Annotated in this window: 13 protein-coding genes; 7 read left to right on the forward strand and 6 right to left on the reverse strand. The window is 72.2% G+C overall.

All coding sequences use genetic code 11. From position 1 onward, the window contains the following. Window positions 1-23: 23 nt before the first annotated feature. Together ACIPK3_RS19630 and ACIPK3_RS19635 are read right to left on the reverse strand one after the other, a co-directional pair. A complete protein-coding gene (locus tag ACIPK3_RS19630) occupies window positions 24-1370 on the reverse strand; it encodes a M1 family metallopeptidase (RefSeq protein ID WP_402571232.1) in 1347 nt (448 codons plus the stop codon). A gap of 83 nt (window positions 1371-1453) precedes the next feature. Further along, complete coding sequence (locus tag ACIPK3_RS19635) at window positions 1454-5323, reverse strand: Pls/PosA family non-ribosomal peptide synthetase (RefSeq protein ID WP_402571233.1); 3870 nt, start codon at window positions 5321-5323, stop codon at window positions 1454-1456. A 204-nt stretch (window positions 5324-5527) separates the two neighbouring features. Here ACIPK3_RS19635 and ACIPK3_RS19640 point away from each other — a divergent pair, with 204 nt between their 5' ends. Genes ACIPK3_RS19640 through ACIPK3_RS19650 form a run of 3 tightly spaced genes read left to right on the forward strand, consistent with a single transcriptional unit; the run spans window position 5528 to window position 6784 of the window. Then, window positions 5528-6067 carry an NUDIX domain-containing protein gene (locus tag ACIPK3_RS19640; protein WP_402571235.1) on the forward strand — a complete coding sequence of 180 codons (540 nt, stop codon included), beginning with the start codon at window positions 5528-5530 and terminating at the stop codon, window positions 6065-6067. After that, entirely contained in the window at window positions 6064-6456 is a 393-nt protein-coding gene (locus ACIPK3_RS19645) for a YidH family protein (RefSeq protein ID WP_402571237.1), read from the forward strand. The genes ACIPK3_RS19640 and ACIPK3_RS19645 overlap by 4 nt, the downstream gene beginning before the upstream one ends. Before the next feature lie 4 nt (window positions 6457-6460). After that, the gene (locus ACIPK3_RS19650) at window positions 6461-6784 is read left to right on the forward strand and encodes a DUF202 domain-containing protein (RefSeq protein ID WP_402571239.1); all 324 of its coding nucleotides are present in this window, start codon (window positions 6461-6463) and stop codon (window positions 6782-6784) included. A 30-nt stretch (window positions 6785-6814) separates the two neighbouring features. Here the strand turns inward: ACIPK3_RS19650 and ACIPK3_RS19655 are convergent, their stop codons facing one another. Then, window positions 6815-7762, reverse strand: a complete 948-nt coding sequence (locus tag ACIPK3_RS19655; protein ID WP_402571241.1) for an NADP-dependent oxidoreductase — start codon at window positions 7760-7762, stop codon at window positions 6815-6817. A gap of 117 nt (window positions 7763-7879) precedes the next feature. Between ACIPK3_RS19655 and ACIPK3_RS19660 the strand changes: the two genes are divergently transcribed. From ACIPK3_RS19660 to ACIPK3_RS19670, 3 genes are all read left to right on the forward strand, one after another. After that, a complete protein-coding gene (locus ACIPK3_RS19660) occupies window positions 7880-8179 on the forward strand; it encodes a hypothetical protein (RefSeq protein WP_402571242.1) in 300 nt (99 codons plus the stop codon). A gap of 143 nt (window positions 8180-8322) precedes the next feature. After that, complete coding sequence (locus ACIPK3_RS19665) at window positions 8323-9345, forward strand: phosphotransferase family protein (RefSeq protein WP_402571244.1); 1023 nt, start codon at window positions 8323-8325, stop codon at window positions 9343-9345. 6 nt (window positions 9346-9351) lie between these two features. Further along, entirely contained in the window at window positions 9352-10566 is a 1215-nt protein-coding gene (locus tag ACIPK3_RS19670) for an acyl-CoA dehydrogenase family protein (protein WP_402571246.1), read from the forward strand. An 83-nt stretch (window positions 10567-10649) separates the two neighbouring features. Here the strand turns inward: ACIPK3_RS19670 and ACIPK3_RS19675 are convergent, their stop codons facing one another. The 3 genes from ACIPK3_RS19675 to ACIPK3_RS19685 are packed head-to-tail and all read right to left on the reverse strand — an operon-like array spanning window position 10650 to window position 13698. Next, window positions 10650-11243, reverse strand: coding sequence for a TetR/AcrR family transcriptional regulator (locus ACIPK3_RS19675; RefSeq protein ID WP_402571247.1), 594 nt, complete (start codon window positions 11241-11243; stop codon window positions 10650-10652). 26 nt (window positions 11244-11269) lie between these two features. Beyond that, complete coding sequence (locus tag ACIPK3_RS19680; protein ID WP_402571249.1) at window positions 11270-12937, reverse strand: class I adenylate-forming enzyme family protein; 1668 nt, start codon at window positions 12935-12937, stop codon at window positions 11270-11272. Next, window positions 12934-13698 (reverse strand): SDR family oxidoreductase, encoded by a 765-nt coding sequence (locus ACIPK3_RS19685; RefSeq protein ID WP_402571251.1) that lies wholly within the window; start codon window positions 13696-13698, stop codon window positions 12934-12936. Before ACIPK3_RS19685 ends, ACIPK3_RS19680 begins: the two co-directional genes overlap by 4 nt. A gap of 157 nt (window positions 13699-13855) precedes the next feature. On the opposite strand from ACIPK3_RS19685, the gene ACIPK3_RS19690 reads away from it, so the two are divergent. Beyond that, window positions 13856-15094 carry an exo-beta-N-acetylmuramidase NamZ domain-containing protein gene (locus tag ACIPK3_RS19690; RefSeq protein ID WP_402571252.1) on the forward strand — a complete coding sequence of 413 codons (1239 nt, stop codon included), beginning with the start codon at window positions 13856-13858 and terminating at the stop codon, window positions 15092-15094. The last annotated feature ends 45 nt before the right edge of the window (window positions 15095-15139 follow it).

The following is a 15139-nucleotide window of genomic DNA, read 5'->3' on the forward strand; positions in this document are numbered from 1 at the left end:
CCGGGTCCCGGCGGCGGTGACGCTCAGGCCGACGCCGTGGACCCCTTCGGTACCGGCAACGGCGGCAGCTCACCCTGGTACAGCCAGGTGTCGAACAGGTCGTCCATCGACTCGTCCGTGAACCGGGCCACGTGCGCGGTGAACGCCTGCGTGGACACCACGCCGCTGCGGTGCAGCCGTACCCAGCTGCGCAGCATCAGGAAGAACGCCTCGTCGCCCAGCGCGCAGCGCACCGCGTGGACGGCCAGGCCACCGCGTTCGTAGAGCCGGTCGTCGAACATGAACTTGCGGCCCGGGTCGGCGAGCTTCAGGTCCTGCGGGAGTGTGGCCAGGAACCGGTGCGCGAGCGCGGCCAGTTGGTGTGTGGTCCGGCCGCCCGAGCGCTCCGACCACAGCCACTCCGCGTACTTGGCGAAGCCCTCGTTCAGCCAGATGTGCCGCCAGTCGGCGATGGACACGCTGTTGCCGAACCACTGGTGCGCCAGCTCGTGCGCGACCAGCCGCTCCGAGCCCCGGGCGCCGTCCACGTGATTGGCGCCGAACAGCGACAGCCCCTGCGCCTCGACGGGCACGTCGAGCTCCTCCTCGGTCACCGCGACCGCGTACTCGTCGAACGGATACGGCCCGAACAGGTCCTGGAACAGCTCCATCATCGCGGGCTGCCGCGCGAAGTCGCGGGAGAACTCGGGCAGCAGCTCCGCCGGGATGTGCCCGTGCTGCGGAATCCCGCCCGGCCCGGGGTCGCCGAGCAGCACCGTCTGGTACTTGCCGATCGCCAGGCCGACGAGATAGCTGGACGTGGGCGCCGACTGCTCGTACACCCAGGTGGTCGTGGACGCCTTGGTGGTGCGGGTGAGCAGCCGCCCGCCCGCGACGACCGAGTACGCGGACGGGGTGGTCACCGAGAGCAGGTACGACGCCTTGTCGGCGGGCCGATCGTTGCACGGGTACCAGGACGAGGCGCCGATCGGCTGGCTCGCCACCAGCGCGCCGTCCTCCAGTTCCTCCCAGCCGAGCCCGCCCCAGGGGCTGGGTACCGGCTTGGGGTTGCCCGACCAGTGCACCTCGACCGTGAACGCGGCCCCGGCCCGCACCGGTTTCGCCGGGCGCACGCGCAGCCGACCGCCCCGGTGGGTGTAGTGCGGCTGTCTGCCGTCCACCCGCACCCGGCCGATCTTGAAGTCGGCCAGGTTGAGCTGGAACTCGGTGAGCGGCGCCCGGCCCGCGATCGCGTTGATCCGCGCCGAACCCGCGAGCCGGTTGGGGCCCGGGCGGTAGTCCAGCGTGATTTCGTAGCGGTGCACCCGGTACCGGGCGTCGCCGTTGTCCGGAAAGTACGGGTCGCGACCCGCTGTCTGCTGAACTGCCACTGCCGTGCCCGCTCCCTGCGCCGTACCGCCACTCCGCTCCACCGGTGCCCCGCCCGTGACACCCCACGCCGAGTGGCCCGCGTTCAGGAACGCCATGCCTCGATCGGGTTACCGAGCCAGCGGGTGTCGTCAGGGACGGATTCCGCGGCCATGACGAGCGACGCGGGACCCAGCGTCGTACGGGTCCCGATCGTGCTGCCGGGCAGCACGATCCCGCCAGGGCCCAGTGTGGCGCCCGCACGGAGAACAACAGTATCCGTCCGCAAGATCCGGTCGTGGAAGAGGTGCGTCTGGAGCACACAGCCACGGTTCACGGACACGGCGTCCTCCAGGGTCACCAGATCCATCTCCGGCAGCCAATAGCTCTCCACCCACACGCCCCGGCCGATCCGCGCGCCGAGCGCCCGCAGCCACACCGTCATCAGCGGCGTGCCGGGCACCGATCCGGCCAGCCACGGCACGGCCACGACCTCGACGAAGGTGTCCGCCAGCTCGTTGCGCCAGACGAAGGAGCTCCACAGCGGGTGTTCCCCGGTGCGATGGCGTCCCACCAGCAGCCACTTCGCGACGACCGACACCAGTCCGGCCGCCGCACCGGCCGCGAGCAGCACCAGCCCGGACAGCAGTGGCGCCCATCCGCCGAGCGCGCACAGTGCCGCCGCCGTCAGCACGGCCAGCGCCGCCGAGCACAGGACCGGCACGATCCGGCAGAGCTCCACCAGTCCGCGCGCCCACAGCAGCCGGGCCGGCGGTTCGTACGTCAGGCTCTGGTCGCCGTCGTTCGCGCTGCGCGGCAGTTTCACCGGCGGGAGGCCCAGGTACGAGGTGCCCTTCTTCGCCTTCTTCGGCGTCGCCGACAGCACTCCGACCAGACCGCCGTCCGGCACGCTGCGCCCGGACGCAGTCATCCCGGAGTTCCCGAGGAACGCCCGCCGTCCGATCTCGGCGCGCCCGATCCGCATCCAGCCGCCGCCCAGCTCGTACGGCGCGGTCAGCGTGTCGTCCGCGAGGAACGCGCCGTCGCCGACGGTCGTCAGACTCGGCAGGGCGAGCACCGTGGACACCTCGGCGCCCCGGCCGACGCGCATCCCGAGCAGCCGCAGCCACACCGGTGTGGCCAGCCCCGCGTACAGCGGGAACAGCGTCTCGCGGGACCGGTCCATCAGCTGGGTGACCGTCCACGCCTGCCAGCCGATCCGGCTGTGCGTCGGATGCGTGCCCTCGCGCAGCCCGAGGCTGAGCAGGCGTACGGCGGCCAGGATCGCCAGGGCGTACACCAGCCCGTAGGCCAGGGTGGCGGGGACCAGCGCGAGCGCGGCGCCCCGCAGGGCTTCGGCGAACCCGGTCCCGGGTGCCACGAACGCGCCGGCGACCAGCAGCGCGGCGGCGCCCGCGAGCAGCGGCAGGGCGTTCAGCGCGACGCCCGTCACGCCGTACATGACCCGCCAGTACGTGCCCCGCTGCGGCCGCTCCTCGGGCCAGCCGCGCTTGGCCTTGCCCAGTTTGGCCGCGGGCGCGCCGGCCCAGCGCTGCCCGGTCGGGATCTGGCCGGTGACGGCCGACCCGGGCGCCACCTCGGCCCGCTTGCCCACCCGGGCCCCGGGGAACAGCATGCTGCGGGTCCCGACGACGGCGTGCGCGCCGACCTTCACCGGGCCGATCTCCAGCCGGTCCCCGTCCAGCCAGTGCCCGGCGAGGTCCACCTCGGACTCGACGGCGGCCCCGCGGCCCAGTTTGAGCATGCCGGTGACCGGGGGCAGGGAGTGCAGGTCGACGTCCTCGCCGACCTTGGCGCCCAGGGCGCGCGCGTACCGCAGCAGCCACGACCCGGTGAGCGAGGTGGCGCCGCTGAACTCGGCGAGCCGCTCGGCGGTCCACAGCCGCAGGTGCACGCTGCCGCCGCGGGGATGCCGGCCGGGTCTCAGGTGCCGCAGCAGCAGCCGGGCCCCGCCCGCGGCGAGCGCGATGCGTCCGGGCGGGGTGAAGAACAGCAGGGCGCCGACGGCCACCAGCCACCAGGGGGCGGTGGGCAGCCATGTGTAGCCGGGCAGGAGCTTCCCGACCGCCGCGAGGGCCACCGTCCAGCGCAGCCCGAGCAGGGTGAACAGCGGGACGAGCAGCAGGAGCTGCGCGAGCCGGGCGGGCGCCGGGACCGGCGCGACCGTGCGCCGCGCGCTGTCGTCCGGTGCCGACGCCTCAAGGCGCCGGGCCAGCTTGCGCAGTGTCGGCTGCTGGTAGATGTCGAGGACTGCGGCGCTCGGGTAGCGGGTGCGCAGCCGGGTGGTGAGCTGGGCGGCGGCCAGGCTGCCGCCGCCGATCGCGAAGAAGTCGTCCGAGGCGCTCGCCACCGGGATGCCGAGGACTTCCGTCCACTGCTCGGCGAGCCAGGCCTCGGTGCCGTAGAGCTGTTCGGTCTTCTTGCCGGTCTCCAGCCCTTCGAGGGGCCAGGGCAGGGCGTTCCGGTCGACCTTGCCGGAGGTGCGGGTCGGCAGGTCGGGGACCGGCGCGAGCAGGGGGACGAGTGCGGCCGGGAGTTCGGCGCGCAGTTTCTCGACGGCCTCCGCCTGGTCCCAGCCGTCCTGGGTCACCACGTATCCGACGAGGAGCTGGTTGCCGCTGCGGGCGGTGCGTACGGCGGCGGCGGCGCCCGCCACTCCGGGGAGTGCCTGGAGTGCCGCGTCGACCTCGCCCAGCTCGATGCGGCGGCCGCCGAGCTTGATCTGTTCGTCGGCGCGTCCCAGGAAGATGAGTCCTTCGGGGTCCGCCTTGACCAGGTCACCGCTTCGGTAGGCCCGTTCCCAGCCCAGTGACGCGAGCGGCGCGTACTTCTCGGCGTCCTTCTCCGCGTCGAGGTAGCGGGCGAGTCCCACGCCGCCGATCACCAGCTGTCCGCTGCCGCCCATGGCCACGGGTTCCCCGGCCTCGTCCACGACGGCCAGCTCCCAGCCGTTCAGCGGCAGCCCGATGCGTATCGGCTCCTCGCCGGTCAGCAGTGCCGCGCAGGCCACCACCGTGGCCTCGGTGGGGCCGTAGGTGTTCCAGACCTCGCGGCCCTCCGTGACCAGCCGCTGCACCAGCTCGGGCGGGCAGGCCTCGCCGCCGAAGATCAGCAGGCGCACGTCGCCGAGTGCCTCGGGCTCCCAGAGCGCGGCCAGCGTCGGCACGGTGGACACGACCGTGATGTCCTGTTCCACCAGCCAGGGCCCGAGATCGGCGCCGCTCCTGACCTGCGAGCGGGGCACGGGCACCAGACAGGCGCCGTACCGCCAGGCCAGCCACATCTCCTCGCAGGACGCGTCGAAGGCGACGGACAGTCCCGCCATGACCCGGTCGCCGGGCCCGATGGGCTCCTCGGTGAGGAACAGTGCCGCCTCGGCGTCAACGAAGGCGGCGGCGCTGCGGTGGGCGACCGCGACGCCCTTGGGCTTGCCGGTGGAACCGGAGGTGAAGATGATCCAGGCGTCGTGCTCGGCGCCCGGACGGCCGGCGGCCACCTCCGAGGGGTCGCCGTCGACGATGATCCGGTGGCCGGCCCCGACGACGGCTCGCACCGCCGCCTCCCCGAACACCAGCTCGGCCCGCTCGTCGGGGTCCTCGGCGTCGACGGGAACATAGGCGGCGCCGGCGGCGAGTACGGCGAGGATGGCGACGTACAACTCGTTGGTCCCGGAGGGCACACGTACGCCCACCCGGTCGCCGAGGCCGACCCCGGCGTCCGCGAGTCGCCGCCGCAGCCGCTCGACCTCCGCGGCCAGCGCCCGGTAGGTGAGCCGCGCCGAGCCGTCGTCCAGGGCCGGCTCGTCCGGGTACGCGCGTACGGAGGCGTCGAAGACGTCCACGAGCGTGCGCGCCGAGGCGGCGTGAGCGGCGGAGAATCGTGCCGTGCCACCGAACTGCTCGCGGATCTCGTCGTCGAGCAGGCCGAGAGCACTGCCCTCGTGTATGGCTGCCATCCGGTCCTCGCGTCTAGTTCCCGGAAGCTCCGGGGTGCTGGCGGGCCCGCAGGTCTGCCTGGGGTTGTCCGGCTCCAGCTCCATACCAAGCCGGAAATACTAGTACGACGCTATGCCCGGCCCCCTCTTCTCGGCCAGGCGATACGTCCGTCCGGGGGAACCCGTGGGATCGGTCGCATGCGCGTGACCTGGTTGTATGAAGGCATGAGTGCAGCTGACGAGATGCTCGACATCGTGGACGAGAACGACCGGGTCATCGGGCAGTCCCCGCGCGGCGAGGCCTACGCCCGTGGGCTGCGGCACCGGTGTGTCTTCGTGCAGGCCCGGGACTCGGCCGGGCGGATCTTCGTGCACCGGCGTACGGCGGAGAAGCTGGTCTTCCCCTCCCTCTACGACATGTTCGTGGGCGGGGTGGTCGGTGCGGGCGAGTCCTACGACGAGGCGGCCCTGCGCGAGGCGGAGGAGGAGCTGGGGGTGACCGGGCTGCCCCGTCCGTCGCACCTCTTCACGTTCCTGTACGACGACGGCGCCGGCCTCAGCTGGTGGTCGGCGGTGTACGAGGTGCGCTGCGCGTCGCCGGTGAGCCCGCAGGTGGAGGAGGTCGCCTGGCACGGCTTCCTGGCCGACGACGAGGTGGAACGGCGGCTCGGGGAGTGGGAGTGGGCCCCGGACGGGCTGGCGGCGTACGAGCGGCTCAAAGCGCACGGGACGGCTCCCACCGGGATCGATAAGGTCGATACGTGATCGAATTCGTGCGGAACGTTCGGCTGTGGTTTGCGCCGGACCTGGTCCGGGAGGACGGCAGCACCCCGGACTACCGGTTCTCGCTGGCCAACGAGCGGACCTTCCTGGCCTGGCTGCGGACCGCTCTCGCGCTGATCGGCGGCGGATTCGCGGTGGACCAGTTCCTGCCCGACCTGCGCTGGGCCTGGCGCGTCGGGCTCGCGCTCGCGCTGCTCGGGGCGGGGGTGCTGTGCTCGCTGCGCGCGATCAACCACTGGATACGCTGCGAGCGCGCCATGCGCAGGGGCGAGGACCTGCCGGTCTCCCGCTTCCCCGCGCTGCTGAGCCTGGTGATAGCGGTGGTGGCGATCGCGATGGTCGTCGTCGTCCTCGTCGGGTGGGAAGGATGAACGGGTGTCGGAGGCGGTGACGGACGCGCGCGACCCCGGACTGCAGCCGGAGCGGACCAGGCTGGCCTGGCGCCGTACGACGCTTTCGTATGCCGTCGCCTTCGTGCTCGCCCTGCGGAACACCGTGCACGGCGGAGTGTCGGTCACGGCCGTGACCGTGTGCGGGCTGTGCGGGGCGCTCTGGCTCGGCTTCCTGTGGACGGCGCACCAGCGGGTCGGCGCCCTCGCCGCCACCGGACGTCCCGCCGCCCTCACCCCACGGCATGCCACGGTGGCCGTGCTGTGCGTGGTCACCACGGCGGTGTGCGCCGCCGCCCTCGTCCTGTAGGGCCGGCTCCGTCACCGCGGTGTCCGGGCTCTACTCCGTTGTCTCGGTATCCCAGTCCACCGTGACCACGATCTTGCCCCGGGTGTGTCCCTCCTCGCTCAGCCGCAGCGCGTCCGCCGCCCGCTCCAGCGGGAAGGTCTCGGAGACGTGCACGTTCACCACGCCCTGTTCCGCCAGTTCGGACAGGCGGCCGAGGTCCACCGGATCGGGGCGGACGAAGTGGTAGCGGCCGCCGTAGCCGAGCACCTCGGGGTCGGCGATGGACACCAGGCGGCCCTCGGGCGCGAGCAGGTTGGCCGAGACGCGGAGCGCGTCGCCGCCGACGGTGTCGAAGGCCGCGTCCACGCCCTCGGGCGCGAGCCCGCGCACCCGTTCGGCCAGGCCCGCGCCGTACGTGACCGGTTCGGCACCCAGGCCGCGGACGAAGTCGTGGTTGCGCTCACTCGCCGTACCGATGACCCGGGCGCCGAGATGGGCCGCGATCTGGACGGCGACCGAGCCCACCCCGCCCGCAGCCGCGTGGACCAGGACCGTGTCTCCGCGACCGGCCTCCAGCACCCCGGTGATCGCCTGGAAGGCGGTGAGTCCGGCCAGCGGCAGCCCGGCGGCCTCCTCGAAGGAGAGGTTGAGCGGCTTGCGGGCGAGGGTGCGCACGGGGGCGGCGACGTACTCGGCGAAGGTGCCCCGGCAGAGGTAGTCCTCACGGACGTAGCCGATCACCTCGTCACCGACCGCGAACTCGGTGACGGAGAGGCCGGGCTGCACGACGACCCCGGAGACGTCCCAGCCGGGGATCACGGGGAACACCGCGTCCAGGATCCCGTCCAGGTGACCGTCCCGGCACTTCCAGTCGACGGGGTTGACGCCGGCCGCGCGCACCTTCACCAGTACCGAGTCAGGCCCGACCTTCGGGTCGCGCACCTCTCCGTACTCCAGCACCTCGGGTCCGCCGTACCGGCTGTAGCTGATGCCCTTCATGGCACCGACCATCGGTGGCTCTCGCACGCCACGCAACCGGGATGCCCCGATATGGGCCGTTCGCGTGGCAGCCTTGCCGTCGTCATCACCCTCCCCGTACCTCCGAAGGTGAGCAGCATGACCAGCCTCTGCATGGAACACACCGCCCACGGGACGCACGTCCACGGTCCGGCGTGCGGGCACACCGCGGTTCCGCACGGCGACCACTTGGACTACGCGCACGACGGGCATCTGCACCGCGGCCACGACGAGCACTGGGACGAGTGCGAGCCGGCCGGGCACGTGGCGCACGAGGAGCACCCCCACCAGCACGGAACGGGCTGCGGGCACGGGCGCGTACGCCACGGCGACCACGTCGACTACGTGCACGACGGTCACCGGCACGCCGAGCACGACGGTCACTGGGACTGCCACTGACCGAGCGGCGGCTCCCCGCCCGGGGGCCCCGGGGGGAGCCGCCCGTCCACGTGGCGCCGGTCACGTTCGGCTCACCCACTGGACGGCATACCGACCGGTCGGCATCATGAGTCGGGTCCTGTTCGCTCGTCGTAGGAGTGTGCATGAGCCCCGACCACCCGCCCGGACTCGATCTGGAGCGGCTGCGCGATCTGCTCGACCGTGAGCGGCCCGGCCTGCTGAACGGCCCGCTGACCGGCCGGCTGATCGAGGGCGGCCGGTCGAACCTGACCTACGCGCTCTCCGACGGGACCGCGAAGTGGGTCGTACGGCGGCCTCCGCTCGGTCACGTCCTCGCCACCGCGCACGACATGAAGCGCGAGCACCGGGTGATCAGCGCGCTCCACCCCACGAACGTGCCGGTGCCGCGCCCGGTGCTGCTGTGCGAGGACACCGAGGTGCTCGGAGCGCCCTTCTACGTCATGGAGTTCGTGACGGGCACCCCGTACCGCACCGCCGGCCAGCTCGCCCCGCTCGGCCCCGAGCGCACCCGCGCCGCGGTGCTGTCCCTCGTGGACACCCTGGTAGAGCTGCACGCGGTCGACCCGGACGAGGTCGGCCTCGCGGACTTCGGCCGCCCGGACGGCTTCCTCGACCGCCAGCTGCGCCGCTGGGGCAAACAGCTGGACGCCTCCCGCAACCGTGAGCTGCCGGGCATCGACGAGCTGCACTCGGCGCTCGGCAGACGGCTGCCGCACTCCCCCGCGCCCACCGTGGTGCACGGCGACTACCGGCTCGACAACGTGCTGATCGACACCGGCGACCGCATCACGGCGATCCTCGACTGGGAGATGTCGACGCTCGGGGACCCGCTCACCGACCTCGGTCTGCTGGCGATGTACAGCACACCCCTGGACCTGTCCGAGTCGCCCGTCTCCACCACCGCCACCGCGCCGGGACATCCGACCCCGGCCGAGCTGATCGGGCGCTATGCCGAACGCTCCGGGCGGGACGTCTCGGCCGTCTCCTGGTACACCGCGTTCGCCTGGTTCAAGCTCGCCGTGATCCTGGAGGGCATCCACTACCGGTACACGCTCGGCCAGACGGTCGGACGCGGTTTCGACCGCATCGGCGAGCTGGTGCCCGTCTTCATCGACCACGGACTGACCACTCTTCAGGAAGGCTGACCGGACATGGACTTCGCGTTCGACGCGCGTACCGAGGAACTGCGCGGCAGGCTGCTCGCCTTCATGGACGAGTACGTGTATCCGGCGGAGGCGGTGGCGGAGGAGCAGCGGGCCGCGCTCGCGTCGCCCTGGGACACCCCGGCCGTGGTGGGGGAACTGAAGGCGGAGGCGCGCAGGCAGGGGCTGTGGAACCTGTTCCTGCCGGACGCCGAGTACGGCGCGGGCCTCACCAACCTCCAGTACGCCCCGCTCGCCGAGATCACCGGCCGCTCCCCGCATCTGGCGCCCCCGGCGCTGAACTGCGCGGCACCGGACACCGGCAACATGGAGGTGCTGGCGCAGTTCGGCGACGAGCGGCAGCGCAAGCAGTGGCTGGAGCCGCTGCTGGCGGGTGAGATCCGCTCGGCGTTCGCGATGACCGAGCCGGAGGTGGCCTCCTCGGACGCCACCAACATCACCACCCTCATCGAACGGGACGGCGACGAATACGTCATCACCGGCCGCAAGTGGTACATCTCCGGGGCGATGAACCCGGACTGCAGGATCTTCATCGTGATGGGCAAGACGGATCCGGACGGCGCGGACATCCGCCGGCAGCAGTCCATGGTCCTGGTCCCCCGTGACACCCCGGGTGTGACCGTGGAGCGGGCGATGCGGGTGTTCGGGTACGAGGACCACTCCCACGGCGGGCACGCCGAGGTGGTCTTCGACCACGCGCGTGTACCGGTGTCGAACCTGATCGGCGAGGAGGGCGGCGGCTTCGCCATCGCCCAGGCCCGGCTCGGTCCGGGCCGTATCCACCACTGCATGCGGCTGATCGGCATGGCGGAGCAGGCGATCGAGCTGATGTGCCGCCGGGCCGTGGCGCGTACGGCCTTCGGCAAGGAGCTGGCGCAGCAGGGTGTGGTCCACAACTGGATCGCGGACGCCCGGGTGACGGTCGAGCAGCTGCGGCTGCTGGTGCTGAAGACGGCCTGGCTGATGGACACGGTCGGCAACCGGGGTGCCCACACGGAGATCCAGGCCATCAAGATCGCCACCCCGCGCGCGGTCGTGGACATCCTCGACCGGGCGATCCAGCTGCACGGCGCGGGCGGGGTGAGCCAGGACTTCCCGCTGGCCGAGCTGTACGCGGCGGCGCGGACGCTGATGATCGCGGACGGTCCGGACGAGGTGCACCAGCGGTCGCTGGCGCGGCGTGAGCTGAAGCGGTATCTCTGAGCGAGTACGAGCGAGCGCGGAGGACGGGGCGGGACGGCCATGGGTACGGCCGTCCCGCCCCGCTCCACATGTGTCGGGGCGCGTCAGGGGCGCAGGGCGCGCAGCAGCAGGTCGGCCAGGTGGTCGGCGACCTCCTGCGGGGTGAGCGGCCCGCCCGGGCGGTACCAGGTCGACAGGTGGTGGACCGAGCCGAAGTGGTAGTCGACCACCAGGTCGGCGGGCGTCGCCGAGGAGAAGACACCCTCGCGCTGGCCCTCCTCGATGAGCGCGCGGAAGCGTTCGTGGTAGTGCCGGCGCTCGGCGCGCACCTGTCTGTTCTTCTCGGGGCTCAGGTGGTGCATGGAGCGGAAGAAGATCATCGCGTCGTCGAGGTTCTCGATCGTCGTGACGACCACGTCCGCCGCCGCGGCCCGCAGCCGCTTCTCGACCGGCTCGTCGGCGTCCGCGTAGGCGTCGAGACGCTCCTGCTGAACGCGCAGCACACGGGCGTAGACCTCCTGGAGGAGGTCGTCCTTGGAGCCGAAGTAGTGGTACAGCGCCCCCTTGGTGACGCCCGCCGCCTCCACGATCTCCTGCACGGAAGTACGGTCGTAGCCCTGCTCGGCGAAGAGCCGGGTGGCGGCGGCAAGGAGCCGCTGTGGAACAGGAGCTCCGTCCCCGTCCGTCGTCCTGGGCACTGCCGCCACCTGCCTTTCCGTGGTGCTCACTGACTGTCGTGCGTTCGGGAACGGAGTTCCCGACGGAGGATCTTCCCACTCGCGGTCTTGGGCAAGTCGGGCAGGATCTCCACCTGGCGCGGGTACTTGTAGGCAGCCAGTCTCTCCTTGCAGTGGGCGGCGAGTGCGGCCGGGTCGGTTTCGGCACCCGGACGGAGGCTGATGTACGCCTTGACGGTCTCGCCCCGGTAGCCGTCGGGGACGCCGACGACGGCCGCCTCGCGCACGGCGGGGTGGGTGTAGAGGACGTCCTCGACCTCGCGCGGCCACACCTTGAAGCCGGAGGCGTTGATCATGTCCTTCTTGCGGTCCACGACGTACACCCAGCCCTGCTCGTCCATGAACCCGATGTCCCCGGTGCGCAGTTCGCCGCCGGGGAAGGTCTCGGCGGTCGCCTCGGGCCGCTGCCAGTAACCGGGGACGACCTGGGGGCCGTGTACGACGATCTCGCCGTGCGCGCCGAACGGGACCTCCTCGCCCCGCTCGTCGAGGACGCGGATGACCGTGTCGGGGCCGGGCACGCCCACGGACAGGGTCCCGGACACCGGGTCCACGGGCGCCTCCCGGCCGGGTGGGACGGCGGCGCAGGGGCCGCTGCACTCGGTGAGCCCGTAGCCGGTGCGGATGTAGGGGCCGAAGCCCGTGCGGAACCGCTCGACCAGGGCGGGTGGTACAGGGGCGCCGCCGGAGGAGATGTTCACGAAGGAGGCGAAGTGCGTGGGGGTGGCGTCCGGGTGGGCGGCGAGCGCCATGAAGGCGGTGGACGGGCCGACGGTGTAGTGGGGGCGGTGCTCGGCGAACAGCTCCAGGACGACGCCGGGCTCGAAGCGGTGGCCGAGCACCAGGGTGCCGGCGCTGTTCAGGCAGGCGGCGAACTCGGCGACCATGCCGGTGATGTGGAACAGCGGGGCCAGCGCGAAGTACACGGGGTGCTCCGGCAGGGCGAGGCCCACGCGCTGCCGTTCGGCGTTGAACATGATGTTGCGGTGCGTGTTGACGGCGCCCTTGGGGGTGCCGCTGGTGCCCGAGGTGTAGCTGATCAGAGCCGGGTCGGCCGGTGCCGGTGCGGGTCGCCCGGGTGCCTGGTGGCCGTGGCGGGCGACGGCGGCCAGGTCGTCCGCGTCGGGTGCCTGGGGCAGCCGCTCGGAGAGCGGCACGCGGGGGTCGTCGCGGGTCTGGAAGTCCCGTTCGCAGGCGGTGAGCACGATCCGCACGGTGGAGTCGGCGGCCGTGCCGCGCAGATACGACTCCCAGGCCCGGTCGGTGCAGATCAGGGCCGTCGCCCCGGCGTCCCGCAGGACATGGGTGACCTCCCCCGACTTGTACATCGGGTTGACCGGGACGACGGTCGCGCCGGCCTTCCAGGCGGCCAGGACGGCGAGCACGAAGTGCGGGGAGTTCTGGAGGAGTACGGCGACCCGGTCGCCGCGTTCCAGGCCGCGGGCGGCGAGGTGCCCGGCCAGCGAGTCGGTCAGTTCGTCGGTCTCGCGATAGCCGATCCGGCCGTCGAAGTAGGCGAGGAAGGCGCGGTCCGGGGTGTCGGCGGCGGCGCGGCGCAGGGCGTGGACGAGGGAGTCGGCGGGGTGGACCGGGGCGCGCTGAGCGTCGCTGAGCAGGGTCAGCCAGGGCTTGGCGGCGTACCGGGACGTGGTCACCGGGTGGTCTCCCACTTCTGCTGGATGTGGTTCATGTTCGTCAGCCAGCGGTCCGGGTCGGTGGCCCGTGCCGCATAGTACTCGGCGACCTCGGGGTGGGGCAGGATCAGGAAGCGGTCCTCCTCGATGCCCTTGAAGAGGGCGGCGGCGACGTCCTCCGGTTCGATCGCGGTGGGCTGGAGGACCAGGTCGCCGGCGCTGCCGGTGGCGGCCAGCATGTCGGTGCGCACGCCCTGCGGGCAGATCGCGTGCACCTTGACTCCGCGGTGACGGTACGTCAGCGACATCCACTCGGCGAAGGCGAAGGCGCCGTGCTTGGTGACGCTGTAGGGGGCGGCGCCGATCATGGTGAGCAGTCCCGCGGCGGAGACGGTGGAGACGAAGCGGCCCAGGCCGCGCTCCAGCCAGGCCGGGAGCAGTTCGTGGGCGGCGCGCACATGGGCCATGACGTTGACGTCCCAGGCCCGCGCCCAGACCTCGGGGTCGGCCGCCTCGGTGCCGCCGGAGGCGACACCGGCGTTGGCGCAGTAGACGTCGACCGTGCCGCCGAGCGCCTCGCGGGCCGCGCCCACGACCGCGGAGGCGTCGCCCGGGACCGCGATCCCGCCGATCTCCGCGGCGACGACCTCGGCCCGGGCGGCGTCCAGGTCGTTGACGACGACCCGGGCGCCCGCGGCGGCGAACCGGCGGGCGAGCGCCGCTCCGATGCCCCCACCCGCTCCGGTGACTACCACTCCGGCGTCCTGCACGGCTTCCACCATCGGTCTCCTTCGACATGGGGTTCGACATGGGTCGAGATGGGGCCATTCGGCTCCGACTCACCAGACTAACCAGTCGGTATGTGTGAGGGAAGGGGCGACAGGAACACCTTCAAGCAGCCCCTTCACCCGTCCCCGCCCGCTGCCCGGAGGTCACCCCATGCGTCTGTCACGACGAGGTCTGCTCACCTCTGCCACGGCCGCCGCCGTGTCGTCCGTACCGGTGGCGGCCGAGGACCAGCGCCGCGCGGAGCCCCTGCGCACCGGGTTCGAGCGGCTCGCCGACGACGGGTACGCCGTGCTCGACGGACAGCGCGTCGGAATCGTCACCAACCCCACCGGGGTCACCAGGGACGTACGCCACATCGTGGACGTGATGCACGCCGACGGCCGGGTTCGGCTGACCGCCGTGTTCGGCCCGGAGCACGGTTTCCGGGGCACCGCGCAGGCGGGCGGCGCGGAAAGCCGCTACGACGATCCGGTGACCGGGCTGCCGGTGTACGACACGTATCTGAAGAACGGCCGGGCGCTCGCGGACGTCTTCACGGCAGCCGAGGTGGACACGGTCGTCTTCGACATCCAGGACGTCGGGGCGCGTTTCTACACGTACATCTGGACCCTGTACGACTGCATGGAGGCGGCGCGGCTCGCGGGCAAGCGGTTCGTGGTGCTGGACCGGCCGAACCCGGTGACCGGGCGGTCCGCCGAGGGGCCGGTGCTGCGCCGGGAGTTCGCCACGTTCGTCGGTCGGCAGCCGGTGGCCCAGGCGCACGGGATGACGGTCGCCGAGCTGGCGCGGCTGTTCGACGGGGAGTTCCTGAACGGGACGACCAAGCTGGAGACCGTGCCGATGACGGGCTGGCGGCGGTCGGACTTCTACGACGCGTGCGGCCTGCCCTGGGTACCGCCGAGCCCGAACATGCCGACGCCCGACTCCGCGCTCGTCTACGCGGGAACCTGTCTGTTCGAGGGCACCAACCTCTCGGAGGGACGCGGCACGACCCGGCCGTTCGAACTGCTCGGCGCTGAGGGTGTCGACGGGCGCTGGGCGGCGGCCGCGAACGGGCTGGGGCTGCCGGGCGTGCGGTTCAGGGAGGCGTATTTCACGCCCACCTTCTCCAAGTTCCAGGGGCGGACCATCGGGGGCGTGCAGCTCCATGTGCACGACCGGGGCGCGTACGACCCGGTGCGCACCGGAGTCGCGCTGCTGGCGACCGCCAAGAAGACGTGGAGCGGCTTCGCGTGGCGGTCCGACCAGTGGATCGACAAGCTGGCGGGGACCGACCGGGTGCGCACGATGATCGACGCGGGAGGGGGCGTGGACGAGGTGGCCGCCGCCTGGCAGGAGGAGTTGGCGGCGTTCCGGCGGGTCCGAGGGGAATATCTCCTCTACACATGAGTCACCGTGTATGGCCATCGCCGCCCGGCGGCGGGACGATACCGG

Origin of the sequence: Streptomyces sp. NPDC086787 (assembly GCF_044745865.1) — a bacterium.
GTDB lineage: Bacteria > Actinomycetota > Actinomycetes > Streptomycetales > Streptomycetaceae > Streptomyces.

Bases quoted from the DNA above. Each gene is read 5' to 3' on its own strand.
- ACIPK3_RS19635 (WP_402571233.1), bottom strand. From the start codon at position 5,323: ATGGCAGCCATACACGAGGGCAGTGCTCTCGGCCTGCTCGACGACGAG.
- ACIPK3_RS19640 (WP_402571235.1), top strand. From the start codon at position 5,528: ATGAGTGCAGCTGACGAGATGCTCGACATCGTGGACGAGAACGACCGG.
- ACIPK3_RS19655 (WP_402571241.1), bottom strand. From the start codon at position 7,762: ATGAAGGGCATCAGCTACAGCCGGTACGGCGGACCCGAGGTGCTGGAG.
- ACIPK3_RS19660 (WP_402571242.1), top strand. From the start codon at position 7,880: ATGACCAGCCTCTGCATGGAACACACCGCCCACGGGACGCACGTCCAC.
- ACIPK3_RS19665 (WP_402571244.1), top strand. From the start codon at position 8,323: ATGAGCCCCGACCACCCGCCCGGACTCGATCTGGAGCGGCTGCGCGAT.
- ACIPK3_RS19670 (WP_402571246.1), top strand. From the start codon at position 9,352: ATGGACTTCGCGTTCGACGCGCGTACCGAGGAACTGCGCGGCAGGCTG.
- ACIPK3_RS19685 (WP_402571251.1), bottom strand. From the start codon at position 13,698: ATGGTGGAAGCCGTGCAGGACGCCGGAGTGGTAGTCACCGGAGCGGGT.
- ACIPK3_RS19690 (WP_402571252.1), top strand. From the start codon at position 13,856: ATGCGTCTGTCACGACGAGGTCTGCTCACCTCTGCCACGGCCGCCGCC.